We start from the raw sequence: 26,764 nt of genomic DNA on the forward strand, positions 1-26,764 counted from the left end.
TTTAGAAAATTGATTATCCCAGTGCTCATCCTAGCGTCATGCTGAATTTAATTTCAGCATCTTAATGCGATAACGATCCTGAAATGAATTCAGGATGACGGATAAATCTATTAAAAAACAGTTGCAACGGAAAATTGAAATGACACATTTATTTAGTCATTCGTTCTTCTATGTTTAACGAAATAGAAAGCCAGATTAACTGCAATAATAATGTGATTGATAATATTTGGGATTAAACCATAGTATTTGGTAAAGATGTTGAATCGTTCTTTCAGGCTTTCTCGGTGCTTTTTCTTGCTCATTCCGCCAACCAGGTATTTAGCAACATAGCGGTGAACATTTACTATACTCGATGCTTTTTTTGCAGCTTTAATAATCCAGTCGATATCTGAACTGTATTTATAGCTCAGGTCGTAAGGTGTGATGATGCTTCTTTTGATGTAAATCGCTTGGTGACTAATGCTCATCCCATATTTAAAGCTCTTCCAGTCGAATTGTTCTGGTGCTTCGTGTCGCCTTCGGCCCAGGCTTTGCCAATTATCATTGTACATTTCGGTTTCGCCATAATAAATGTCAGCACCTGGAGCAGAATCAAAAATATCCTGTACTGTATGCTCGTCATAAATTTCATCGCCCGAATTCATAAATAACACATAATCGCCAGTGGCTATCGCTAAACCCTTATTCATTGCATCGTAAATCCCCTTATCAGGTTCTGATACAATTTTAGAAACCTTGCCTTTATATTTTTCGATAATATCTAAAGTGCCATCCGTCGATTTTCCATCGATAATAATATACTCGATTTTTGGATACGTTTGGTTGAGCACAGAATGAATCGTTCGTTCAATATCCCGAACGTTATTGTAAACGATAGTGATGACAGTCAGTTTAGGCATGTTAGTCCATTAATTTTTTAAGGGTTTCCACATCAGGCAACACACCTTTATATGCATCAGGCAAAACATGGCTGGTTTTGTAAGTAGCAACGCCCATGGCTTTATTAAAATCCCTAAATGAAAATTCTACGATCTTGTTTTTCTTTTCCTTACAAAGAATAATTCCAATTGAGGGTTGCTCATGTGGCTGTTTTACATATTCATCTAAAGCAGATAAGTAAAAATTCATTTTACCCATATATTCAGGCTTGAATTTACCTGTTTTAAGCTCGAAAACGACCAAACATTGTAAACGGCGATTAAAAAATAAAAGGTCTAAAAAGTATTCTTCATCTTCGACAATTAATCGATATTGATTACCAATAAAGGCAAAATCTGAGCCTAACGACATTAAAAATTTCTTAATGTTTTGAACAATTTCACTTTCTAAAACACGCTCGTCACTTTCATCATTATCCTCGATATTGATGAAATCAAGCAGATATTCATCTTTAAATGATTGTAGCGCTTTTTGTCTTATTTCATCATTAGTTATTGTTTTTGAAAAATTGTTAGGTAGGTTACCTGTTTTTTGAAAAGTTTGGTTGTTTAAATGATTTTTTAAAGTGCTTAAGCTCCAGAATTCGGTAGCTGTTTTTTGAATATAAAATATCTTTTCTTCTAATGATTTTGTGCTTTGTAAAATCTCGATATGGTGTGTAAAACTTACATTTGAAAAACTATTTTCCAATTTGGCCGTCACTGACGGACTAAATGTAATATCTTGTAAATCAATTGTTTCCAATTTGGCCGTCACTGACGGGCTAATTAGAAAGTATTCTTGCCAGGCCTCAAAAAAGAGTCTCATGCGTTTCATATTAGTCGCTGAAAATCCTCTTAAGCCTGGCAGTTCGAGTTGTAAATCAGCTGAAAGGTTTTCGATAACTTTTGCGCCCCATTTTTCTTCTTCAATTTTATTTGAGATGAATTTTCCAACTGCAAAATAAAGGTTTAAAAGTTCTTTATTAACCAAAGAGGCGGCCCGGTAACGGCTTTGCAAAATTGCAGATTTAAGTGCCTTGATATTATCGAGGTGGCTTTTAGCTAATTCCATATTACTTAGGCTGTAAATCAATCAAAGTTTCATACAAATGAATATGCTCAGCAGCAATAACCTCCTCCGAAAAATCTTTTAAGATACTCAATCTAGCTGCTTTTTGTACTTCCTCCTTATTTGGGCGATGATACAGCCATTCGATACCATTCGCTAAATCGGCTGCATTTTGATATTCAGCCAGATAACCGTTTTGCATGTGCTTTACCATATCGGGAATTCCGCCAGTAGTAAAAGCAATAACCGGCGTGGCGCAGGCCAAACTTTCCATTACGGTATTGGGTAAATTATCTTCTAAAGATGGCGTAATAAAGGCATCGGCAGCCGAATAACATTTTGCCAAATGATCATCTTTATTAATGGTTCCAAGAAAAGTAGTTTTGAAAGGAAACTCCGGCATTTCAGCCTTCTCCTTATTGCCAAAAATAACGAGTTCGATATTCTCTTTTCGAATTCCGGCCCTGCGGGATAAAATTTCTAATGCTTCAATTAAATAAGGCGTTCCTTTATGTTTGTCGTTTTTAGAGGGCATAAAGCCACTCATCAACACAAAACGATCGGGATTGATCTTAAGTATTTTCTTAGCCTCAGCTTTTACGTAGGGTTTAAAAATATTAGTTTCAATGGTATTTGGAATAACCGTGGTTTTTCGGGTACCCAATAAGCTGCTAAACTTTACCGATTTGGCCATCCAGTTGCTTGGTGCAACAATGTGAAAGTTTAATTCGCCATAAGCTTTCTGTTTGCGTAACCAGGTTTTATGAGAGATATCGTTATCGCCACTGAATTTTAAAATTGGACAATTTCCGCATTGCTGATGAAAATTCTCGCAGCCATAACGTACATGGCAACCGCCTGTGAACGCATTGCTATCATGAAAGGTCCAAACGATTGGCTTCTCCAGTTCATCAAGCTCTGCTAAAAATTTAGGAGTAAGGAAACCATGATTTACCCAATGAAGATGAATAACATCTGCACTTTTAACCTCCGGATGATTTTTGATTGATCGGCCAAACCACTGCAAACTAAAAGGTGTTTTTACCGATTTACTTAACCATTTGGCATAATACCGCTCTGATAAAATATTAAAAACAGCAGCCCCTTTTTGAATCGGCGATTTGCTAAACGTATCAATATCAGGATTTTGTCCGAACTTATAATACACCAAAACTTTTGAATCAATGCCACTTGCTTTCAGGGCATCACTTAAGCGCAAACAGGCTCGTCCTGCTCCGCCATTTCCATCATAGGTATTTAGGTGTACTACTTTCAAATCAATCAAAAATACATTTATTGTTACGAATATAAAATCTGTTATGTAAATTCAGCTTTCCAAAGCCAAACAAACAGAAATCATGATTAAAACCCTGCTAAAATCGCTTACAGCAATGGCTTTTTTGTTGCCAAGCTATTCTTTTGCCCAAAATCAAACCTATTTCGCATCGTACCCTGCTTTAACGCCTGATGCGCAAACAATAGTATTCAGTTACGATGGTGATATCTGGAAAGTTCCGGTTAAAGGTGGTGTAGCATCGCGAATTACCGCCATGCAGGGCGAGGAAATCAATCCTAAGGTTTCTCCAGATGGAAAATGGCTGGCTTTCTCAGCTAACCAGTTTGGAAATCATGATGTTTATATCATGCCGATTAATGGTGGGGATATTAAACAATTGACTTTCAACGATGCATCGGATGAGGTAGATAACTGGAGTTGGGATTCTAAAACCATTTATTTTACGTCAGGCAGGTACAATTCTTTTTCGAGTTATAAAGTCGGAATTACTGGCGGAACGGCAACCCGTTTATTTGATAATTATTTTAATACCACGCACCACATCGCCGAATCGCCAACGGGAGAATTGTTTTTTAATGATACCTGGGAAAGCTATCGATTTACCAATCGAAAGCATTATAAAGGCGCCTACAATCCTGATATTCAGTCATATAACCCTAAAACCAAAGCTTATAAACGTTATACAGATTATATAGGAAAAGATTTCTGGACGAGCGTTGATCAAAAAGGTAATGTGTTTTTTGTTTCGGATGAAGGAAATGATGAGTATAATCTTTACACGTTCATCGCCGGAAAAAAAACTGGCCTGACCAAATTCGAAACTTCTATTAAACGTCCATTTGTTGCAGCTAACGGCACAACGATAGTTTTCGAAAAAGATTATCAGTTGTTTACTTATGATGTTGCTTCTAAGAAAACCGAAAAGGTTAACATCAGCACTTCTAGAAACCAGGTTTTAAGTAAAGAGCAGGAATATGATGTTCGTTCAAACATTTCAGCTTTTGATGTTTCAACCGATGGCAAAAAAATGGCCTTTATTTCTCGTGGTGAAGTTTTTGTTAGCGATGCTGATGGAAAATTTATTCGCAAAATTACCAATAGCGGCGAAAGGGCAATGGAATGCAAATGGCTTGCCGATAACAAAACGATATTGTTTAGCCAAACATCAAATGGTTTTCAGAACTGGTTTACCATTACCGGCGACGGAAAGGGGACGGTTAAACAACTCACCAAAGATAAAGCCAACAACCGTGATATTACCCTGAATAAAACCAAAACCATGGCCGTTTATTTGAGCGGCAGAAATGAGTTGAAATTGATGGATCTCAAAACTTTCGACAGTAAAACCTTGGTAACTGATGAGTTCTGGGCTTTTCAAAATTCTGCGCCAAGTTTCTCTCCGAACGATGAATATGTGTTGTTTACCGTTTACAGAAATTTTGAGCAAGATTTGGTGGTGCACAATATCAAGGGTAATAAAACCATTAATTTAACCAACACTGGTGTAACCGAAACTGGTCCGGCATGGTCGCCAGATGGGAAATATATTTTCTTTACCAGCGCCCGTACCAAGCCATCCTATCCAACGGGAATGAACAGTGCACACATTTACCGCATGGCATTAAACAATTATGATGAGCCTTATCGCTCAGATAAATTTGATGATCTGTTCAAAGAAACAAAGCCTGCGGAAGTTAAGCCTGTAGTAACCGATACAAAAGACAAAAAAAATAAAGCCGACACTGCAAAGAAAAAAACCGAGATTAAACCAACACCTAAACCAGCAAGTGTAATTACCATTAATACACAGGATATCTTGGATCGTATAGAACTGGTTGGTCCGAGTTTTGGTGGGCAATATGGCACAGATGTTTTTGCCAAGGGCGACAAAACCTATGTTTTTTATTCTTCAAACCACGAGGGCGGGGCGCCTGGGCTTTACCGTACAACTATTGAGCCTTTCGAAGCCAATAAAACAGAAAAAGTTGCTGATGGAGGTGACTACTCCATTATTCAGGCTGGCGATAAATATTACGTACTTTCTCGTGGAGTGATTAATAAGTACACCTTGGAAGCCAATAAACTTGATAAAATTGATCATGGCTACAAGTTTACCAGAAACCTGAATGCTGAATTTAACCAGATGTTTTACGAAACCTGGGTGGGTTTGGATGAGAATTTCTATGATGAGAAATTCCACGGTGTAGATTGGGATAAAATGAGAACACGTTACGCGGCTTACCTGCCTTATGTAAACAACCGCAGCGATTTAAGGATTTTGTTGAATGATATGTTGGGCGAGCTGAATTCATCACACATGGGCTTTAATAGTTTTGGTGCGGAAGAAAAGAAAAATCTCACTTACATCACAAACGAAACCGGAATCATCTTTGATAACGAAAATCCTTTAAAAGTAGAGCGTATCGCGGCAAAAAGCAACGCATCGCGTACCGGAACAAACATTATGGCTGGAGATATCCTAACCGAGGTGAACGGGATTAAAGTTGATGAAAAGATCGACCGTGATTATTACTTCAGTAAACCATCATTGGATAAGGAGATGACACTCGCTTTCGACCGCAAAGGGAAGCAGGTGTATGTTAACATTCATCCTGAAAGTGCAGCAACTTTACGCGGAAACCTTTACGACGAATGGATTGCCAATAACCGTAAAAACGTTGATAAATGGGGAAACAACCGCATTGCCTATTCCTACATGAAAAATATGGGTGGTGGAGAATTAGAAGTTTTTCTTTTAGATATGGTAGCTCAGGAAGAAAATAAAGACGCTATTATTCTTGATCTACGCTATAACACCGGAGGAAATGTTCATGATGATGTATTGAAATTCTTATCTCAACGTCCGTATTTGCAGTGGAAATACCGTGGCGGTAAATTGGCGCCACAAAGTAATTTCGGGCCAGCGGCCAAGCCGATTGTGTTATTAATTAACGAGCAGTCGCTAAGCGATGCCGAAATGACTGCGGCAGGCTTTAAGCAATTGAAATTGGGAAAAATTATTGGAACAGAAACCTACCGATGGATTATTTTCACTTCTGCAAAAGGTTTGGTTGATGGTTCATCTTACCGTTTACCATCATGGGGATGTTACACTATGGATGGCAAAAACCTGGAAAGCGAAGGAGTGAAGCCTGATATTTTCGTAAAGAATACTTTCGAAGATCGGTTGGCAGATAAAGATCCTCAACTTGAAAAAGCGGTTGCCGAGATTTTGAAAGATTTAAAATAGGGTTAATTGATAAATTGTTTGAATTGGTTAATTGTTGTTGGCAAGATGCCGATCGCGATTAACCAATTTGTTTTTTAGCGATTACAAAATCATTTTTTATATTTGTACCATTATGGTACGCAAATTTTCGAAATTATGTTGGTTGTAAGTAGTAGAGAGTTTAGAGAGAAGCAAGCGGAGTATATGGATAGGCTTGATAATGGTGAGCAGATTATTATTCAACGAGGTAAGAATAAAGCTTACGCCATTACACCTGTAACTGAGGATGATGTGTATTTTTCTCCAAAAATGATTCAAAAAATCAAGGATTCTATCCAACAAGCTGATGCGGGTAATGTTGTAAAAATTGATGGTGTTAAAGAATTGGAAAATTTCTTTAAAAATTTGTAATGTATTCATTAGAGTTCACTTTACAGGCGATTGAAGATTTGCAATTTTTGAAACGATCTGAGCCCGGGGCATTCAAAAAAGCACAAAAGTTAATTGCAGAATTACAAGTACATCCAAAAATTGGAACGGGCAAACCCGAGCTAAAAAAGTATAATTTAGCCGGATGTTATTCCAGGAAAATTTCTCAAAAGCATCGTTTAGTCTATCGCATAGATGAAGGAAAATTAATAGTACTAGTGTTAACATCTGCTGGTCATTACGATGATAAATAACAATAACTGATTGATAAACTATTTCATCAAATTAATCCGTTAATCAATTCCACAAATTTTCCGTTTCTTTGGAATTCGAATTTTCAAAACATGGCAAATTTATTAACTGACAGGGCTTTTTGGGTAAATTATTGGGAAAGTAAAAAAGGACTTGCGGTACAACTGCCTGCTGATTATGTTTTTCATGGTCAGCTTACAAATATTGTAAATCAAAATAATGTTCAAACTGCAATTGAATTAGGTGGCTTTCCTGGCTATTATGCTGTGTTTTTGAAAAAATATTTAAAGCTCGATGTTACCCTTTTAGATTATTTTGTTCACCCGCCTGTAGTAAACGAACTGCTGGAAAAGAATGGATTACAAGCGCAGGATATCCATATTATCGAAACCGATTTATTTAGTTACCAACCAGAGAAACAATATGATTTAGTGCTGAGCTGCGGCCTAATTGAGCATTTTAATGATACAGCTGATATCATTAACCGCCACATTTCTTTTGTAAAACCTGGCGGAACGTTATTCATTACCTTACCAAACTTTAAGGCCGTAAATGGATGGTTTCAGAAAAATTTTGATAAAGAAAACTACGATAAGCACAATATCGATAGCATGAATCCGAACTTATTGAAATCAATTTGCGAAACAGCTGGCTTAAAAGATGTAACGGCAGGATATTTTGGCCGTTTCAGTGTATGGTTAGAAAATGAAAATCAAAAATCAACCGGCGTTCGCTTGTTTAAGAAAGTTGTATGGTTAACCGGCAAGATACTTACCAGACTGGTACCTGTAGAAAGTAAGGCTTCATCTCCTTACATCGTTGTACAAGCTAAAAAACCTTTATAAACTTTTCTTATACAAGCCAATTTCACTCAAGGTAATACAAACAGGAGATTTAGTAATGTTAAATTTTACTTTATTGGTTGTTACGGGTTGATCCAACTTAATTAATCGCTTTGCGCCAATACTGGTACCATCATAAATTTTCTTCCAGTTATTATTTTCCAATACCTCAATGGTATAAGCCTCAATTCTTTGTCCTAGTGGGATGTATTCCTGGAGACTGATGATGTCGAAACTTTTAGGTGTTTTTAAGTCAATTTCAAGGTTTGCAGTATGGGTTTCATCAGCAGTAGCCCAATAAGTTTGTTTGTTTCCATCTAAGGCCAAAGCAGGATTAAATTTTTTTCCACGCGAATGGCTTGAGCTAATGGTTGATCCTTTAGCAAGGCTGTTGGAAAAGGTATTTTTTACCATGCTGCCGAAAGCTTTAAGGGCGGCAACGTCGTCATCATGAAGCTGTCCACGCGTATCAGGCGCTAATCCTAAATCAAGTCCTGCACCACGACCAACACTTTTTAAGTATAAATCAAAAAGCATTTCAGGTGTTTTTGGCTCTTCTGTTTCATGATAAAACCAGCCTTTACGCAACGGGACGTCGCACTCTGCAGGCATCCAAAATTTACCATTTCTAATTCCACCAGGGCTTTGCGGATAATTTGCCTGGCCCGGAACGGCCACGTTTTTTCCATCTGGTGCCATTGGTGTGAAGGTTGCCCATGAGGTTTCCGCAGCATGGCCATCTTCATTGCCAACCCAGCGAATATCTAAACCAATATCGCTGAAAATATTGGCCATAGGCTGCATTTTTCTGGTGATGCCCCAGGTGTTGGTCCAATCGTAATATGTGGTATTATCTATAGAACGTTTTTCTTTTGCACCGCCGTAATAGCCATCGCCACCGTTTGCGCCATCATGCCAGCTCATAAAAAGTTCCCCGTATTCGCTGTAAAGTTCTTTTAGCTGGGCCTGATAAACTGAAAGATATTTGTTTGTGCCGTAAAGCGGGTTATTGCGATCCCATGGAGAGCAATAAACGCCAAATTTTAAACCGTTTTTGCGGGCAGCTTGTTCCACTTCTTTCACTAGATTGCCTTTTCCGTTTCTAAAAGGACTTTTAGAGATATTATAATCCGTGGTTTTGGTTGGCCAAAGGGCAAAGCCATCGTGGTGTTTGGCAACAAGGATAACGCCTTTTAAACCACCTGCTTTGGCGGCCTGAATAATTTGTTCGGCATTAAAATCAGTTGGATTAAATGTTTTCGGATCGGCATCTCCAAAACCCCATTCTTTGTTTTCGAAAGTAGTAGGAGTGAAATGGATTAAACCATAAACTTCCAGGTCATGCCAGGCCAATTGCCTTTTAGATGGTAATGCACCATAAGGTTTGGGTGCGGTTTGCGCAAAAACTGCTGATGAAATCAGAAATAAAAGGATGAAAATTGGCTTCATATCTACAAGCTTGGATAAGCCAAAATACAAAGAATTTCGCTACTACTTTGAGAAATACTGTGCTAATTTTTCGCGTACAAAGCGCTTAATTCTGGTGGCCATATTTCCTTTTCTGCTGGAAAGGAATTTTTTAATCGTCTGATAGGCTTTTTTATCCTCTTCAATTACATCAGGAAATTTCGTGATTGGTTTTGGATTAATCACTACATTATAGATATCGTTAATTCCAGAATGAACCCCGGTACCATCGTGGCCAATGTTATTAACTAAAGATTGCGACGGATTTAACGTTAAACCACCTTTTAGAAAGATGGATGCATACCAGCGAATTGCCCAGCTATTGTTTTTGCCTTTCTTAAATTCCTGCATTTGCTTCCAGAAATTCATCTTGTTCTCAATAGAAAAGGCAGATCTTTTCTTCTTGTCGAACTGTTTAATTAAGGTATCAATGTTTGGCTCAAAGTTTTTCCAGGCACGTCCCCAGGTTGCCCAACCCCAGCTCGTAGCCGCCCTGTAAAAGAATGTTTGCGGTAAATCATTTGCTGTTAGGGGATACATGTATGCTCCAATATGCATTACCTTTTCTTCATCGCGATAGCGATTAAGTGCATCATTGAAATAGGTTAAAGTATGTAGAGAGGTAATCAGGTCATCTTCAAAAACAATCACTTGTTCATAATCATTAATGAGCTTGGTAACTCCTTCAATTACAGCATTGGCAAGACCGGCATTGGTTTTACGCTCCATAACTTTTACTGATTTAAAACCCTGAACATCATTGATAATTGCCCTTACTTCGGCAACCTTTTCCTCATCTGCAGGAGATTTTGCACCATCAGAAAAAATAAACAGCCTGCTATCACTAGCAAGATTGTTTTGCTGTAAAAATTTTATCGTTCGCTCGGTGTGCTGCGGGCGATTGTAAACGAAAAGGGCTATAGGAGCAAGCTTTTGCATTGTTGTTATTTTTTCACCATTTTTTCATCAACATTATGCTGAATTTATTTCAGTATAATGTTAAATAAGATCTTGAAATAATTTCAGATTGACGACTTTAATGAATTCTTTCCTATTAAAATATATGAAGATTTTGATCTGATTTTTTAGTCAGAACGGTATAAGCATTGGCAAATTGTTCCTGTTTTCTCCGGCCTAGCAGGTTGCCTAATGTTTTTTTAATCTTGTATTCCAGTTCAATCTTCAGGTTTTTTGTAAAAGTTTTTGGTGCTTTCTTATTTACAAATTCATTAAATTTCACTGTCTCCGGAGCAGTCATCGAAACCTTGTCTTCCAAAATTTCCAGTCCTTCACTTTGTAATAAAAACCTTAACGAGGTGGGTGTATACATATTAATATGCCCATAATCCAGGAAATGCTTCATCCGTGTATCTACACCAAAACGGTAATCTTTTGGTACCTCGACCACAATGTATTTAGCTACTCTTTTCAATTCACGAAGTAAAATGCGTTCATGCTCTACATGTTCGAGCACATGCGCAAGAACTACCAAATCGAAGCTATTATCAGCATATGGAATTTTATAACCATCAAAAGTTTGTGCTTCCTTAAGTCTGGCAAGTTTTCTACCGTTAATAATATCGACCCCACTTTGCGCTATTTCAATGGCGTAAAGTTCAGGTGCAAAATTCCACTCATTCAAAAAATGTAAAATACTTCCATCACCGGCGCCAACTTCTAAAACTTTTCCAGGTTTTATGGCTTTACAAACATCAACAATATTTTGGGCCTTATATTTAGCGCCAAGCATACGCCAGGCTACATCGCTATTGGTGTAAAAATTATCGTAGGCTGTTTTAACTTCTTCGCTTAACATCATTTCTGAAGATTAAATTCCTAAACAGTTGTCTGCCTTGTAGAAAACAGAAGTCGCTTTCTCATAGAACAAGCCAGGAGAAATGCCGCTGAAACTAAGTTCTTTAAAGCCTTGTTCCTTCAAAAATATCCGGGCAGGATTATAAACCTCACGTTCACTATCATCTAACACAATAACACCGTTTTTAGAAAGTGCTTCCAGACTGTATTTGCAGCATCTTACTCTATCTCGCCCATCAACAATGATGATGTCGAATTTCTTACCAATTAGAGCAGCTTTTTTCGAGTATTCTCCATCGCGTTGCAACTCACAGTAAATCATCTCCGCGTTTGAAGGGCTGCTGCCTTTAACCTTATCAAACCAATTTTTATCATGCTCTACCGAGGTTACTGATCCAGCTTTTTCAGCATAGAAAATGGTAGAATTGCCAGAGCCATATTCGAATATATGCTGTGTTTTATTTATTCTTTCCTTGATAAAATCGATAAAGGAATAAGTAACCCATGGAAGCGCCTTGCCATTTCCATCAACAGCCTGTTGGTGATCAAAAGCTGTAAACCAGCCAATGCTATTTAAATAACCCTTATGCCCGTATGATAATAGTGCCTTTAACCTGTTCGGTTTGGCAAGTAGTGTGGTTAATGCTTTTAATGTGCTCAACGTTTAAATATTTTTTGAAATGCTGTGACCAAAAATAATGATTTTAACATCATTATTCCTTGCTGCCTGGTTTTTGGAATTAATAAGATGAAAAATGTAGAAATAAAACATGCGATTAGTGTCGCAATAGAAGCGCCCACGCCAGCATATTTAGGAATCAGCCAAAGATTAAGTAAAATGTTTACAATGGCGCCAGCCGCAGTTCGGTAGAAAGCAATTTTTGTATATCCTTCAGCAATTAGATATTGTGAGCTGGCACTTCCTAAAAATACAAATATCCCAGACCAAATATGAATAGAAAGCATCATTCCGGCGCCTTCAAACTCATTCGAATACAATAAATGAATAATGAAGTTTGCAGTAAAACTGATGAAAATACCGACTGGTAAACAGATGTATACGAGCAAATCGTATAGGTTTCCTAACCTTTTATGGTAACGTTCCAGATCAGTTTTTCTGGCATTGATAAGTGCCGGGAAAACCGAAGTTACAATTGCAACCGGAATAAAATACCAGGCCTCACTTAAATTAGCTGCTGCACCATAAATTCCAACCGCTTTACTTCCAACTTCTTTAAGCATCAGCACATCTATCTTCATGTAAATGGAAACCATTACGGCAGACAAAATAAGTGGAGATGATTGTTTCAGTAGTGATTTTGCTCTGATGGAATCAAAATTCCAATCAAAAATGTTAAAACCTCGCTTTTGGTATACAATAACCAAACCCAGAGCTAAAATAAATCCATCAAATACCAAAGCAAGAACAATATAAATTAAAGGAAACCCCAGATAAATAAGAATCAACTTAACAACAGCTGAGATGATTAAGCAAATATTTTGAACCTGAACAACATATTTCGATTGAACCTGAGATTGGAAATAGGCATCAATCACATTAAATGATTTGAAAAATGAGGCCAGTGCAAGCAAGCCCACTATAATCGTTAATGGCTCACCTGGATTTTTAGATATTTTATGGCTGATGTAGTAAATAGCCATTGCAACAGGAATAGCTGCGGCATTTGTAATTAATCTTAACCATAAGGAAGTTCCTAAAATTTCATCTCGTTTTGTAGGTTCTTTTATAATTTCTCTGATGATGAAGGTGTCTAGTCCTAAGGCGCCTATTGCAGCTAAAATTGCTACCAACGAAAGGCCAAAGGTAAGATCGCCGAAAAGATCGGGTCCCAGATATCGGGCAATAAATAAGCCAACAACTAAACTTAATATCTTGCCAAACATTAACCAACCCGTATTTTTTAAATACTTGTTAAATGCCTCCTCATCAAAACCTTTTATGGTTGGTAATTTCATTAGCGCAAAGATGTAAAAAAATGTGCGTTAATTAAGTGAGTGGCGCACCCACTGCAATATCGCATCTGTGGCCAGGTTCGCCATGTTTTGGATTTAACTTTGCACCGGCCTGGCTTTCGGGTGTCTTAGCCTCGTTTGGAAAAATTAAAGGTGCTTTAGTTTCTGCTTTATTTATCGTTTGCGCAGGTGTGGAACTTGCAGCTTGAACAGGTTTTGAGTTTAATGGCGCACCAACGGCAATGTCGCATCTATGGTTGGGCTGCCCATGCGGTGGATTCATTCCTTTAGCAACTTTTGTATTTCCCGTTTGTGCAACCACTTGTTGGTTCGCACTGGTTTGAACAGCTTGTACAGGTTTTGAATCTAAAGGCGCACCAACTGCAATATCACATCTATGCCCAGGCTCGCCATGTTTAGGGTTTAACTTTTTTCCACTGGTATTTACAGTAGCAGGAACTGGCGCACTAACATTTGTGGGTTGTGGTTGAGTAATATTTTGTTGAGGCTGAGCCACCGCCGTTTGGTTTAAAGGAGCACCTTCAGCTAATGCACAAGTATGCCCTGGCTGACCATGTTTCGGATTGAAAATAAGCGTTTTGGTAGACGTTTGTGCCACCGGAACTGCTGCTGTATTGGTTTTTTGAAGTCCTTCTAATCCTGCTGGCGTAGTAAGCACAGTTTGGTTTGTGTCTTTCTGGTCACTATTGCATGAAAAAAACACGAAGATTGCCTGGAGGTAAAGGAGGTTTTTCATAAAGCGGGTCGTTTACCCAAAGATGATAAAATAATTTTAACGCTGAAAACTATCTTCTATCCTAATGAGCTGTTTTAAATGATGTTTCAAATGTATTTCAATAAACCGAAGCCATTGCCTGGAGTTTAAATAGCCCAGCCTGGGATGTTTTGTTTTAACCCTTGGATTTGCACCAGCAACCGATGGATAGATATCCAATAATGAAGCTTCAAATTCTAAAATAAAATCAAGCGCTTCGGCTTTGGTTATTTTCTTTACCCGGTCTGCCATGCGTTTTGGCACTTTATACTTTTGTGCCGGCGGAAATGCACCCAAAAACAGTATCACTTTAACCATAAAGTGAGTGGGCTGATCTTCGCCTTTACCTTTAATGCAATTTTCCAATGCAATTAATGAGAGTAAACTTGCATCAAAAATATGCGAATACACTTCGCTGTAGCTCCAGCCGTTAATGGGCGGTGTTACCTGAAAAATGTCCTCGTCGTATTGAGAGAGTCTGGCTTTATAAGCGTCGACTATTTTATGTATAGAGGCTTTTACTTTTGCAGGTGTCATTTCATAAAGATAAGATACAATTAGAATAGTTGCAGTAATTCTTTCAGGTGGGTGATTTGATTTTTCACATCTGCAGGTTTATCTTTCTCCAATGGATTGAAGAAAATTGCTTCCATTCCAAAGTTTAATGCGCCATAAATATCAGCTTCCAAGCTATCGCCGATCATAATGCTTTCTTCTTTCGATGCTTTTGCTTTGTTGAGCGCATATTCGAAAATAATCGGATTGGGTTTATTCACGCCAACATCTTCAGAAATAATCACATTTTCGAAGTATGGATTTAAATTGGATAGATTCATTTTGGTTAACGTGGTTTCCTTAAATCCGTTTGAAATAATGTGAAGGATGTATTTTTGTTGAAGGTAAGTCAACACATCTTCTGCAGCTTCAAATAAATTTGTTTTCGTTGGCGATATGCTCACGTAATCGTCTTCAAACTGATGCGGCACCGACTCGGGATGAATTCCCAACTCAATAAAAGTTTTGCTAAACCGTTCGGCCCGCAAAAAATCTTTTGTAATTTTTCCTAAATGATAATCTGCCCAAAGCTGGTGGTTATTTTCAGTGTATTTTAAAATAAAATCGGCACAAGAACTTAAGCCAAGCTCATTCAATTTGTAGGTATGATAAAGTTCGTTGAGCGTTTCTTCGGCATTGCGGTCAAAATCCCAAATGGTATGATCGAGGTCGAAAAAGATGTGTTTTTTGTTTTTCAAGATGTTTTGTTGTTGTGAGGTTGGAATGATTTAATGTTGGAATGTTTCAAACTGGGCTATTGAATCCAGTAAATCTTAAAATCCTTTTAACCCGGTTAAACTTTTTCTCCATAAGCCAAATCTCCGGCATCGCCTAAACCCGGAACAATGTATGATTTGCTGGTCATTTCTTCATCGATAGCACCAAGCCACAACTTAGCTTTTGGCAGGTTTGCCCTTACATGCGCCACGCCTTCGGTACTGGCAATGGCGGCCACAATATGCAATTCGGCTATTTTGTATCTGTTCATTAATTCTTTGCAGCACATTACCATGCTTTGGCCTGTAGCCAGCATGGGGTCGGCCATAATCAAAACTTTTCCATCCAAATCCGGCGAAGAAATGTAATCCATCTGAATCACGAAATCGCCACTTTTTTTAACCTTACGGTATGCGGAAATAAAACAACATTCAGATTTATCAAATATGTTCAGCAACTCCTGTTGCAAGGGTAAACCCGCTCTTAAAATGGTAGCTAAAACAGGTTGCTGCGCTAATACTTCACACGGCGAAACCCCTAATGGCGTGGTTACCTCACGGGTGACGTATGGTAAAGATTTACTGATTTCATACGCGAAAAACTCCCCGACACGTTCCAGATTTTTTCTAAAACGCATGGAATCCTTTTGGATGTTTTCATCTCTCATTTCAGAGATAAAAGTATTGGCGATGGATTTAATTTTGCTCAGGTCGAAAATCATGATGTTTTATTGTTTTAGTCAGGTCTTGATGGTCTAAATTACTGTTTTGGGTTGAGAGTAAGTAACAACTTTATAGATATTTATGGTAGGCTGAATATATTCTCTACATTAGTTTTGGTTCAGCTAAATCGTATTACCTAGCCCATCCAACCAAATATAAATCTTTATTATTTACCATGAACTACGCTAAGTTTATCAAAGCCTTATGCCTAAATTGCTTCATAACAGTTACGGCTTCTACTATCGCTTCTGCACAAAAAAGTAGTGTTAACGTTAAATCAGAATTGGAATCGATGACAACCATTTCGAACCTTCCAAAATATACTGACGCCGTGGTAAAGCAGTTTTCTTCTTATGATACAACAGGGAATAACGATGATGGTTTTAGTGGGAAGTATTCTTTTATTAGAAAAAATCCGGATAGCAGTCTGGTAATTTTTGAAGATAAAGGCGCAGGAGTGATCAATCGAATATGGACACCAACGCCGACGAATGATACGCTTGATTTTTATTTTGACGGAAGCAAAAAACCATCTTATTCTATAAAATTTTCAGACTTGTTTTCAGGCAAGGTATATCCTTTCAATCTGCCGCTTTGTGGTAATCAGGTAGGAGGATATTTTTGTTATTTTCCTATCCCATATAAAAATGGATGCAAAGTTGTTTTCAGGGGCAAGAAGTTAGAATTCTATCAAATCCAGTATCGTAATTTCGGTAAAAATGCAACTGTAAAAACATTTAACCCCAATTTATCAGCGCCTGAAAAATTAGCGCTTGAAAAAGTGAGTTCAGCCTGGATAGACATTAAAAAAAACATTCTTTCATCTTCCGGGATCGAAACTATTGCGGTTGATAAAATCCTGTCACCTGGACAAAGTTTATCACTGGTTGGCGTATCAAAGCCCGGTCGTTTTTTGGGTTTTGAAATCGAAAATGCAAAGCAGTTCGAAGGATTAGAGAAGTTAATCGATATAAAAATTACCTGGGATGATGAAAGCCAGCCAGCTGTTTACCTCCCGTTGGCCGATTTTTTCGGTTATGCTTTTGGTAAAATTTCCATGCAAAGTTTGCTATGCGGTACCGCAAATAACATCAATTACAATTATTTCCCGATGCCTTTTGAAAGAAGCGCCAAAGTAGAATTGATTTATCGAAAGGGCATTTCCAATGCGCATGCAGAATCCTTAACAATCAAGGCAAGGTGGTATTTTTCGCCATTACCGCATGATCCGAAAACGGAAGGGAAATTTTATACTTTCTGGAATAGCGATAAAAATGCCGCCTTGGGTAAACCACACGCGTTTTTGCAAGGAGCGGGTAGAGGACATTATGTGGGTACAATTTTGCAGGCTCAGGGATTAAACCCAGGCATGACCTTGTTTTTTGAAGGCGATGATTACACCGCAATTGATGGTAAAATGACCATGCGTGGAACCGGATCTGAAGATTATTTTAATGGTGGCTGGTATGCCTTACTCGATCGTTGGGACCGCAAAATGAGTTTGCCGCTGCATGGTTCATTGGATTATTCGCTCCCCTTCAGCCGGACCGGAGGCTATCGATTGTTCCTAACAGATAAAATGCCGTTTCATAAAAGTATTTTGCACACCATTGAACATGGGCCAGAGCAAAATAATAAACCGGCCGATTATACCTCGGTAGCTTTTTACTACGCTGAAAAGGCAATTTCAACTTCGCAATTACCAGATGGCAAAAATACTACGGTTTTTGTTCCTGATACCATGATGATTTATCCGCAGCTTATGAACTTAAGTTTCAATGGTCAGGCTACTATTGATGGGAATAACTTCATTGGAAAAAATGGTGCGCAAATCCGCGTCGATTTACAGGAAATTCCAAACGGAAAATATAAGCTTTATGCCGATTTAGAAACAGCTGCCGATGGTGCAGAAATTTCCTTCTGGCAACGACAAACTAAAATTAGTGAGCCCATCTCATTCTACAGCGCTCAGAAAAAAGTCAAAAAGAAAATGTTTCTGTGCGATCTTGATATCAATGAGTTTAGAAATACCGTTACCTTACACTTTAAAAACGACAAAAATAAAAATCGCGTAAATATTGGGCGGTTGATCCTGATCAAAAGTAAACCTTAGTTTCCTGCGTAATTATTCATTTCAATAAAGGCAAGCTTTAGCTTTTTGTATTTTAAATGATCTGAAAGGCTTCGAAGTTGCCAGTTACTCAGAAAATAACCGTTTACAAATTTAACTGCATCTATATACTCTTTTATCGAATTGAAGATGGTTTCGTTAGAAAGATGTTGAAGTGTGGTATCATTTAGGCAATATGAATAAACAAGCAAAGGTGTCACTTTTTCGAGTTGAAGATCGTACCAGTTAAACGGTGTGCAGGTACCAGCACGAAAACCTGCCCGGTCAGGATATCCCATAGAGTAGTCGGTTGTGATGCCTGAGTTCAATAAATTTAAATAGCAGATTGGAAATTTTAAAACTTCCAGCTGCTGACTGCTCAGATTAATTTGGTTTGGCAGTATTTTTTTAAGTTTTGCCAGGCCTGTTTTAATCTCATCCATTTTCTCCTTATCGCTGGCACATGGCCTCAATAAACCTACATTTTTTGATGATAGATTTTTCGAAATTCCATTTGCTTTAATGTAATCATTAGGAACATTTGGAAAGTTGATGAAAAATATCGGATCAGTTTGTTTTTTCTCCAATACCAAATTTAAATCGCTTAACACAGCTTCCCTACTTACCCCCATGCCTGTAAACTGATCGAATTTTGAGCTTAAAAAGTTATTTTCTTTGTTGAAAACCGAGCTGAAGAAAAATTTCGTCCGGCTTAAGAAACCATCGGGTATGTTTGGGGTAATGTTAAAATTAATGCCCGGTTGGTTAATAAAACGTTTCTCATGAAACTTAAATTCCGGATGTTTTTTGCGGATCATGTTTTTGATGAGCATTGCCCATTCATCAATAATCGGCCTTTCTAAAATTTTCCATTTAAATTGATAACTCTTTTTCGCTTCGAAATCTTCGTCTGTTTTTTTCTGATGAAGATACTCCTCGTAACGGGTTACAATAAAAAATGAAGCTGCAAATACATCAAATGGAAACAAAGAATTTTCTACCGGAAATGGAACCTGGTATTCTCCAAATAAAGTCGTTTTAATATTAACTTCATCAAGTTTATTGGAAAAAAGAATGGGACTGCTTTTGAAGAAAAGTTCATCGCCTAAGGCTTTTTCACCGTAACTGATTTTAACCTGATTGCTTTGGGCAAAATATTCTGCATTGCCGGTAAACTCAACTTCGGCCTTGAGAATTTCTTTAAAAATAAAATTGAAGATATATTTTATTCTTGGTGTTAAAACGGAGGAGAAAACAATTAAATGCATAACTTATTTAAACAGTAGGGGTAATGTATAACTAAGATTATTGGCGCCTTTCCCGGATTACGCTTGTGTTAACGGGATATTAAAACTAGCAGTATTTTAACAGCAATTTAATATCTAATACAAAAATTACATTTAAAAGTTTGTGGCAAACTTCTTATCAGGATATAGGATTTTGGTGCTTTTGCGTGTTTGGGCTTTTACCAGGTGTACGATACTCATCTGATCATCAAACAGATCGTAAAGAATGGTATTGGTAACTTCTACTGCTTTTAGGCTCGAAATTTTTTGTACTTCCAGATAAATGTTCGTGGCTTCATGATCAATCTCAAACCCGATATAGCTCATTGTTACGGCTTTGCCATTTGCTTTAATCTGCAGATGAGTATTGATGTATTTTTTTACCAATTCATCCATCGCATTTTTAAGCGCAGGATTAGCAAGATCTGTTTTCTGTTTATAGTTTTTTGCTAAAATAGATTCAAAATCGTCTGAGAAAATTCGACAACTGATTTCTAAAGTTTTATCCTTTTGATTAAAACTTACTTCAGTAGTGCTCACATGCAAAGGGTGTTTTGTTCCTGCTGAAACCGTAAAGCAAATGCAGAAAAGTAACCCTATTAAAAATCTTAGGTTTTTCATCAGATATTTTATTGTACTGAGAGCCATCAACAAACAAAGCTACGATTTAATTTTTTACAATATTTTTCCTCACATCCTACTATTTTTCGAACAGATTGAGAATATTTAATTTTCCTGCTGCAATCATGCGGCTAACTCGTAACATTTTGAGTAAATTAAGTGATCCTTTGTATTAAATTATCAATTTTTGAAATTATTAATTTAATTTTAAGCATTAAAAATCACATCCCGTTTTTATTTTACCGTATTTCATGCCTTTACAGGATTTTATTTTCTACTTCAAGCTGGGCTGGGAGCATATTATCAGCGCCGATGCTTTAGATCATCAATTGTTTATTTTGGCGCTGGTAGCAATATACAGCTACACCAATTTAAAACAGGTGCTGATTCTGGTAACTGCTTTTACCGTCGGGCATTCCTTAACATTGCTTTTAAGTGTAATGGATGTAATCAGGTTCGATAGTAAATGGGTAGAGTTTTTAATTCCCTGTACAATTGTAATTACCGCGGTGAGTAATTTGTTTAGAAGAAATTTCTCCATGAAATCGGTCAAGGTAAATTACTTTTTGGCTTTAGGTTTTGGATTAATCCACGGAATGGGTTTTGCAAATTCCATTAGGATGATGCTGGCAAAAGATCAAAATATTGGCTGGGGTTTGTTTGGCTTTAATGTAGGGCTAGAAGCCGGGCAGGTTTTTATGGTTTTAATTATTTTGATTATTACTTTTATTATTTTCAACTATACCCGAATCAAACGCCTGAGTTGGGTGTTGTTTATTTCGGCAGCCGTATTTAGCCTGGCTTTAAAAATGGCTTTAGAACGAATTCCTTTTTAAAGAATAAGAACAATGAATAAACTGTTTACATTAACCGGCTTACTACTTTTTTCAGGTGGTTTAGCCATGTCACAAAACATTCAGAATAATCCTGGAAGCAACCATGGAAACAAGTTTGAGCAATTGGGTACCATTTTACCTACGCCAAACGAGCAACGTACAGCTAGTGGTGCGCCAGGTGTGAAATACTGGCAGCAACGTGCTGATTACAATATCAAGTGCGAACTGGATGAGAAAAATTTGTTGTTAACAGGTTCGGAAACGGTTACCTATACCAATAACTCCCCAGATCCACTCACCTATATTTGGCTGCAGCTGGATGAGAATGAGCATAGCACCAGTAAAAATGCGAACTATCAGGATGCTACTAAAATGCCTGCTGGCGGAACCACGCAAAACTTAGATCAACTAAGTAATAAAACTGATAATGGCCTGGGTATCAACATAACCAAACTGACTGATGCAACAGGTAAAAACTTAAAGTATACCGTAAACAAAACCATGATGCGGGTAGATTTGCCGGTAGCTTTAAGAACCGGCCAAAAATTTATCTTCAACATTAACTGGAACTATAAAATATCTGACCGCATGAATATTGGCGGTCGTGGTGGTTATGAGTTTTTCCCTGCAGATGGAAACTACTTGTTTACGATGACACAATGGTATCCACGTTTATGTGTGTACAGCGATTTTCAGGGCTGGCAAAATCATCAGTTTACCGGCAGGGGAGAGTTTGCCTTAACCTTTGGCGATTTCAAGGTGCAAATGACTGTTCCGGCCGATCACTTGGTAGGTTCAACAGGAGAGTGTATCAATTATAGCGCTGTATTAACACCAACGCAAATGAGCAGATACAATGCGGCAAAAACAGCAACTGCACCAGTAGAAATTCAAACGCTAGCCGAAGCAACTGCCGCTGAAGGTAAAAAATCAACAGCTAAAAAAACCTGGGTTTTTAATGCAAATAATGTGCGTGATTTCGCCTGGACTTCTTCCCGTAAATTTATTTGGGATGCCATGCCGCAAAAAATTCAAGCCAATAACAATACCGTAATGTGTATGAGTTTTTATGGTAAAGAAGCTTATCATTTATACAGCAAATTCTCTACACGTGCTGTAGCGCATACCATCAAAACTTATTCAGATTTTACCATTCCTTATCCATATCCGGTAGCGCAAAGTATCGAAGCGGCAAATGGGATGGAATACCCGATGATTTGTTTCAACTATGGCCGTACAGATGCTGACGGAACTTATAGCGAAAGCACCAAAAACGGAATGCTAGGCGTGATTATTCACGAGGTGGGACACAACTTTTTCCCAATGATTGTAAATAGCGATGAGCGCCAATGGACCTGGATGGATGAAGGTTTAAATTCTTTTGTGGAGTATTTAACCGAGGAACTTTGGGACAATAAATTTCCAAGCAAAAAAGGGCCTGCTTATACCATTGTTGATTACATGAAACTGCCAAAAGATGAGTTAGAACCTATTATGACTAACTCAGAGAATATCGCTCGTTTTGGTCCGAATGCTTATTCTAAACCTGCAACGGGTTTAAATATTCTCCGTGAAACCATTATGGGAAGAGAGCTTTTTGATTATGCATTCAAAGAATATTCAAGAAGATGGGCTTTCAAACACCCTGAACCAGCAGATTTATTCCGCACCATGGAAGATGCCAGTGGCGAGGATTTAGATTGGTTTTGGAGAGGCTGGTTTTATGGAACGGATCCTTGTGATATTGCATTGGATAGCGTAAAGTTTGCCAAAGCTGATTTCCCTAAAGATGTTCCGGCGGCGAGATCGAGAATGGTAAAAGTTGATAAACCTGCCTTAAATGCTTTCGATGATATTTCCAAAATCAGAAACCGTGAAGACAAAAAAATCAGTTTCTATGTTGATAAAAACACGGCGGCTCAGGATTTCTATTACAAATACGACAGGGGATTAGTAACCGTTGATACCACAAAAACAACAAAAACGGAAATGTCCATGCCGTATGAAGTGGTGCCGGAAACTGATCAGGGTAAATACGCAAATAAATTTCTCTATGAATTAAGCTTTAGTAACCGAGGTGGTTTAGTAATGCCAATTATTGTGGAGTTTACCTACAAGGATGGTACTAAAGAAATTGATCGTATTCCAGCTCAAATCTGGAGACATAACGAATTGAAAACTTCTAAATTCTATGTGAAAGATAAAGAAGTTGAATCTATTCTGGTAGATCCGTTACGTGAAACTGCTGATATTGATACCAGTAACAACGGATGGGGTGGTAAAGCTAAAGAAAGTAAGTTCAAAGTTTATAAAATGAAAATGGCTTCAGCAGTTAGAGGTCAGTCGGTTGGCTCAAACCCAATGAAAGTAGCTGGAAGTAAATAGTTCAGTTAACAGTTTTTAAATAAATAAAATCCTCGTTGAATAGTTTCAGCGAGGATTTTTTATTGAATTTCTGGTAAAATATTTACCAAAAAATGCTCAAGATTAGTTACTGTTACTTCATGCGAAGTTTTGTAAGTTTCGCTTTTAGGTGTAATGATATACTTATGCTTAGGTTCAAGATCTTGTGTGCAACTTATGAAACCTTTCGAAAGTGTGGGTGCATTTGATAATTTAATTTCAATACATGCTAAGGGTTGAATTCCCTGCACTAAAACCAGATCGCATTCAGCTCCAGTTTGAGTACGGTAAAAGAAGAGTTCAGTTTGTTTCTTTTTGATTTGATAAATTTGCTCAATTACATAGCCTTCCCAGGAGGCTCCAATAGCTGGATGACCAAATAATTCACCATAGCTTGCGATGTTTAATAATCTATGTAATATTCCAGTATCGCGAATATATGTTTTAGGAGACTTTACCAAACGTTTTTTAGCATTTACAAACCATGGCTGTAACCTTCTAATTAAGTAGCCACCTTCTAAAAAATCAAGATACCTATTCACAGTTGGTGCACTTACGCCTAATGATCTCGCAAAAGATTCTCCATTAAACAAATTGCCATTTAAGTGAGCAAGCATGCTCCAAAAGTTTCGCAGTAGAGTTGGTGCTAAGTCCACTCCAAACATTTTTGCCAAATCTCTTTCCACATAACTTACAATGAAATCATCTATCCATTCTTTGCTCAGATCATTCGTTTCCGATAAAAGGGATTCAGGAAAGCCTCCTCGAAACCAATGTTCCTCATAACCTATTGATTTTGGCAATTCAGTTAATCCAATCGGACTTAATTCGTTATACGAAATTCTTCCAGCAAGTGTTTCAGAAACGCCTTTAACTAATTCTGGCGATGCAGAACCTAAAAGTATAAACCTTCCAGGTGTTCGTTTGGCATCTATTAAAGGTCGCAGTAATGAAAACAATTCTGGCAGTAATTGCACTTCATCAATAATTACAGTTTGATCTTCAAGGTTTTCCAGGAAAGTATACGCATCTTGCAGCTTAGCAATATCTCTTGGGTTTTCCATGTCCAGGTAGATATAATCATCTTCCAACTGTTTTGCTAGTGTAGTTTTTCCAACTTGCCTTGATCCTAAAATCGCTATCGCCGGAGATTTTTTTAGGCGATCTTTTAATTGCTGTGCTAAATTTCTAGTGATGATCATATACAAATATACAATTTAACCTAGTAAATCAAAAGTTTAACTTTCGATTTACTGGGTTGTATGCCATTTAAGAGTTAATGAAACACTTTCGGCTAAATTCTTAATCAAAATTCCAAAATCAAAATCCAACTTTCCTGACTTTCTCCTGTTTACTCTTTAAACCCTAAACTCGTATATTTGGATAACGATGAAATTCAAAATCACTTCAGAATATAAACCGACCGGCGATCAGCCTTCTGCTATAAAACAATTGGTTGATGGTGTAAATGCCAATGAACATTATCAAACTTTATTAGGCGTTACCGGATCAGGAAAAACTTTTACCGTTGCCAATGTTATCGAGCAAACACAAAAGCCAACCTTAATCCTAAGCCATAACAAAACCTTGGCGGCGCAGCTATATGGAGAGTTTAAAAATTTCTTTCCCGAAAATTCGGTGAATTATTTCGTGTCTTATTACGATTATTATCAGCCTGAAGCTTTTATCGCCTCAAGCAACACTTATATAGAAAAGGATTTAAGCATTAACGAAGAAATTGAAAAACTTCGTTTGCGCACTACTTCATCATTAATGAGTGGTCGGAGAGATATCATTGTGGTTTCGTCCATTTCCTGTATTTATGGTATGGGAAATCCTGAAGATTTTTCGAGGATGGTTTTTCGTTTTGGGGTGGGTTTAAGGATTTCGAGAAATGCCTTTCTGCATAGTTTGGTAGAAATTCTATATTCCCGTACCACAACTGAATTTAAACGCGGAACTTTTAGGGTTAAAGGTGATACGGTTGATATTTATCCAGCCTACTTAGACCATGCCTATCGCATTTCTTTTTTTGGCGATGATATCGAAGAGCTTTCAGCCATTGATCCGGTTTCGGGTAAAACCCTGGAGAAATTAGAAGATATGGCCATTTATCCGGCTAATCTTTTCGTTACGCCTAAAGATCGTTTCAATCAATCTATCTGGGGCATTCAGGAAGAATTAGAGATTCGCAAAAATCAACTGATCGCCGACAGGCATTTACTGGAGGCAAAAAGGTTAGAAGAACGAACCAATTTCGATATCGAAATGATGAAAGAACTGGGTTATTGTTCTGGTATCGAGAACTACTCACGTTTCTTTGATGGCAGACAGCCTGGAATGCGACCATTCTGTTTGCTGGATTATTTTCCTGATGATTATCTGATGGTGATTGATGAAAGCCATGTAACCGTTCCGCAAATTAGGGCGATGTATGGCGGGGATAGATCGCGTAAATTATCACTGGTAGAATATGGTTTCCGTTTGCCAGCTGCGCTTGATAACAGGCCGCTTAATTTTAATGAGTTTGAGGCTTTGGCGCCACAAACCATTTATGTAAGTGCAACACCTGCAGAGTATGAACTCGAAAAATCGGAAGGTGTAGTGGTTGAACAGGTTATTCGACCCACAGGTTTACTTGATCCGGTTATTGAAATTAGGCCGGCCATTAACCAGGTGGATGATTTGTTGGATGAAATAGATTTAACAATCAAAGATGGCGGCCGTATCCTGGTGACTACTTTAACCAAACGGATGGCGGAGGAATTAACGAAGTACCTCGATCGGTTAAATATCAAAACAAGATACATTCACTCCGAAATTAAAACATTGGAACGGGTGGAGATTCTCCGCGGTTTAAGGCTTGGAGAATTTGATGTTTTGGTGGGGATTAACTTGTTGCGTGAAGGATTGGATTTACCTGAGGTAACCTTGGTAGCGATTTTGGATGCTGATAAAGAAGGTTTCCTGCGTTCAGAAAAATCACTGATTCAAACCATTGGCCGTGCTGCCCGAAACGACCGCGGCCGCGTAATTATGTATGCGGATGGAATTACCGAAAGTATGGAGAAAACCATATCCGAAACCAATCGTCGTCGCGACATACAAATTGCCTACAACATCGAGAACGGCATCATACCGAAAACCGTTGGAAAATCTCGCGAAGCAATTTTAGAACAAACATCAGTTCTGGATTTTTCACAAAAAGCTACCGATAACAAAGCAAGAGCATATATTGAAAATGCAGAAATTAGTATTGCAGCAGATCCAATTGTGCAATATATGGGCAAAGCAGAGTTACAAAAAGCGATTGATACTACTAAGAAAGACATGCAGAAAGCGGCGAAAGAAATGGATTTCTTACAAGCTGCAAAATTGCGTGATGAGATGTTTGCTTTAGAGAAAATGTTTAATGAGAAATTTTCGAAGTAACCTTTTTATGTTC

Annotated in this window: 23 protein-coding genes; 8 read left to right on the plus strand and 15 right to left on the minus strand. The window is 37.8% G+C overall.

Going from position 1 to position 26,764, the window contains the following annotated elements; all coding sequences use genetic code 11:
• Positions 1-152: 152 nt before the first annotated feature.
• Genes R2Q70_RS11220 through R2Q70_RS11230 form a run of 3 tightly spaced genes read right to left on the minus strand, consistent with a single transcriptional unit; the run spans position 153 to position 3,265 of the window.
• Positions 153-899, minus strand: coding sequence for a glycosyltransferase family 2 protein (locus R2Q70_RS11220; protein WP_316807665.1), 747 nt, complete (start codon positions 897-899; stop codon positions 153-155).
• A 1-nt stretch (position 900) separates the two neighbouring features.
• Positions 901-1,992, minus strand: a complete 1,092-nt coding sequence (locus tag R2Q70_RS11225) for a YhcG family protein (RefSeq protein ID WP_316807666.1) — start codon at positions 1,990-1,992, stop codon at positions 901-903.
• Between the two features lies 1 nt (position 1,993).
• The gene (locus R2Q70_RS11230) at positions 1,994-3,265 is read right to left on the minus strand and encodes a glycosyltransferase family 4 protein (protein ID WP_316807667.1); all 1,272 of its coding nucleotides are present in this window, start codon (positions 3,263-3,265) and stop codon (positions 1,994-1,996) included.
• 82 nt (positions 3,266-3,347) lie between these two features.
• Here R2Q70_RS11230 and R2Q70_RS11235 point away from each other — a divergent pair, with 82 nt between their 5' ends.
• The 4 genes from R2Q70_RS11235 to R2Q70_RS11250 all read left to right on the plus strand — a co-directional run bounded on the left by R2Q70_RS11235 (position 3,348) and on the right by R2Q70_RS11250 (position 8,041).
• Positions 3,348-6,536, plus strand: coding sequence for a S41 family peptidase (locus R2Q70_RS11235; RefSeq protein WP_316807668.1), 3,189 nt, complete (start codon positions 3,348-3,350; stop codon positions 6,534-6,536).
• A gap of 135 nt (positions 6,537-6,671) precedes the next feature.
• A complete protein-coding gene (locus R2Q70_RS11240) occupies positions 6,672-6,926 on the plus strand; it encodes an immunoglobulin-like domain-containing protein (RefSeq protein ID WP_316807669.1) in 255 nt (84 codons plus the stop codon).
• Positions 6,926-7,198: a Txe/YoeB family addiction module toxin gene (locus R2Q70_RS11245; protein ID WP_316807670.1), complete on the plus strand. Its 273-nt coding sequence runs from the start codon at positions 6,926-6,928 to the stop codon at positions 7,196-7,198. The genes R2Q70_RS11240 and R2Q70_RS11245 overlap by 1 nt, the downstream gene beginning before the upstream one ends.
• Positions 7,199-7,288: 90 nt before the next feature.
• On the plus strand, positions 7,289-8,041 hold the full coding sequence (locus tag R2Q70_RS11250; RefSeq protein WP_316807671.1) for a class I SAM-dependent methyltransferase: 753 nt from the start codon (positions 7,289-7,291) through the stop codon (positions 8,039-8,041).
• Here R2Q70_RS11250 and R2Q70_RS11255 read toward each other — a convergent pair.
• The 9 genes from R2Q70_RS11255 to upp all read right to left on the minus strand — a co-directional run bounded on the left by R2Q70_RS11255 (position 8,036) and on the right by upp (position 16,062).
• Complete coding sequence (locus R2Q70_RS11255; protein WP_316807672.1) at positions 8,036-9,487, minus strand: alpha-L-fucosidase; 1,452 nt, start codon at positions 9,485-9,487, stop codon at positions 8,036-8,038. The genes R2Q70_RS11250 and R2Q70_RS11255 overlap by 6 nt on opposite strands.
• A 42-nt stretch (positions 9,488-9,529) precedes the next feature.
• Complete coding sequence (locus tag R2Q70_RS11260; RefSeq protein WP_316807673.1) at positions 9,530-10,444, minus strand: sugar transferase; 915 nt, start codon at positions 10,442-10,444, stop codon at positions 9,530-9,532.
• A gap of 115 nt (positions 10,445-10,559) precedes the next feature.
• Complete coding sequence (locus R2Q70_RS11265; protein ID WP_316807674.1) at positions 10,560-11,324, minus strand: class I SAM-dependent methyltransferase; 765 nt, start codon at positions 11,322-11,324, stop codon at positions 10,560-10,562.
• Positions 11,325-11,333: 9 nt separating this feature from the next.
• On the minus strand, positions 11,334-11,981 hold the full coding sequence (locus R2Q70_RS11270; RefSeq protein WP_316807675.1) for an FkbM family methyltransferase: 648 nt from the start codon (positions 11,979-11,981) through the stop codon (positions 11,334-11,336).
• Entirely contained in the window at positions 11,978-13,297 is a 1,320-nt protein-coding gene (locus tag R2Q70_RS11275; protein WP_316807676.1) for a flippase, read from the minus strand. The genes R2Q70_RS11270 and R2Q70_RS11275 overlap by 4 nt, the downstream gene beginning before the upstream one ends.
• A gap of 31 nt (positions 13,298-13,328) precedes the next feature.
• The gene (locus R2Q70_RS11280; protein WP_316807677.1) at positions 13,329-14,051 is read right to left on the minus strand and encodes a hypothetical protein; all 723 of its coding nucleotides are present in this window, start codon (positions 14,049-14,051) and stop codon (positions 13,329-13,331) included.
• Positions 14,052-14,087: 36 nt separating this feature from the next.
• The gene (locus R2Q70_RS11285; protein WP_316807678.1) at positions 14,088-14,606 is read right to left on the minus strand and encodes a DinB family protein; all 519 of its coding nucleotides are present in this window, start codon (positions 14,604-14,606) and stop codon (positions 14,088-14,090) included.
• A gap of 20 nt (positions 14,607-14,626) precedes the next feature.
• A complete protein-coding gene (locus R2Q70_RS11290) occupies positions 14,627-15,325 on the minus strand; it encodes a YjjG family noncanonical pyrimidine nucleotidase (RefSeq protein WP_316807708.1) in 699 nt (232 codons plus the stop codon).
• 92 nt (positions 15,326-15,417) lie between these two features.
• Positions 15,418-16,062, minus strand: coding sequence for a uracil phosphoribosyltransferase (upp, locus tag R2Q70_RS11295; protein WP_316807679.1), 645 nt, complete (start codon positions 16,060-16,062; stop codon positions 15,418-15,420).
• Between the two features lie 176 nt (positions 16,063-16,238).
• Here upp and R2Q70_RS11300 point away from each other — a divergent pair, with 176 nt between their 5' ends.
• Positions 16,239-18,176, plus strand: coding sequence for a glycoside hydrolase family 172 protein (locus tag R2Q70_RS11300; RefSeq protein ID WP_316807680.1), 1,938 nt, complete (start codon positions 16,239-16,241; stop codon positions 18,174-18,176).
• On the opposite strand, the gene R2Q70_RS11305 is transcribed toward R2Q70_RS11300, so the two are convergent.
• Together R2Q70_RS11305 and R2Q70_RS11310 are read right to left on the minus strand one after the other, a co-directional pair.
• A complete protein-coding gene (locus R2Q70_RS11305; RefSeq protein ID WP_316807681.1) occupies positions 18,173-19,441 on the minus strand; it encodes a DUF7033 domain-containing protein in 1,269 nt (422 codons plus the stop codon). The genes R2Q70_RS11300 and R2Q70_RS11305 overlap by 4 nt on opposite strands.
• Positions 19,442-19,573: 132 nt before the next feature.
• Entirely contained in the window at positions 19,574-20,080 is a 507-nt protein-coding gene (locus R2Q70_RS11310; protein WP_316807682.1) for a DUF6702 family protein, read from the minus strand.
• Positions 20,081-20,331: 251 nt separating this feature from the next.
• On the opposite strand from R2Q70_RS11310, the gene R2Q70_RS11315 reads away from it, so the two are divergent.
• Both R2Q70_RS11315 and R2Q70_RS11320 read left to right on the plus strand, forming a co-directional pair.
• The gene (locus R2Q70_RS11315) at positions 20,332-20,916 is read left to right on the plus strand and encodes a HupE/UreJ family protein (RefSeq protein WP_316807683.1); all 585 of its coding nucleotides are present in this window, start codon (positions 20,332-20,334) and stop codon (positions 20,914-20,916) included.
• Between the two features lie 12 nt (positions 20,917-20,928).
• Positions 20,929-23,301: a M1 family metallopeptidase gene (locus R2Q70_RS11320; RefSeq protein WP_316807684.1), complete on the plus strand. Its 2,373-nt coding sequence runs from the start codon at positions 20,929-20,931 to the stop codon at positions 23,299-23,301.
• A gap of 59 nt (positions 23,302-23,360) precedes the next feature.
• On the opposite strand, the gene R2Q70_RS11325 is transcribed toward R2Q70_RS11320, so the two are convergent.
• Positions 23,361-24,521 carry an ATP-binding protein gene (locus tag R2Q70_RS11325; protein ID WP_316807685.1) on the minus strand — a complete coding sequence of 387 codons (1,161 nt, stop codon included), beginning with the start codon at positions 24,519-24,521 and terminating at the stop codon, positions 23,361-23,363.
• A 187-nt stretch (positions 24,522-24,708) separates the two neighbouring features.
• Here R2Q70_RS11325 and uvrB point away from each other — a divergent pair, with 187 nt between their 5' ends.
• Entirely contained in the window at positions 24,709-26,751 is a 2,043-nt protein-coding gene (uvrB, locus tag R2Q70_RS11330; RefSeq protein ID WP_316807686.1) for an excinuclease ABC subunit UvrB, read from the plus strand.
• Positions 26,752-26,764 lie beyond the last annotated feature (13 nt).

The organism is Pedobacter agri (assembly GCF_032678665.1).
Lineage (GTDB): Bacteria > Bacteroidota > Bacteroidia > Sphingobacteriales > Sphingobacteriaceae > Pedobacter > Pedobacter agri_A.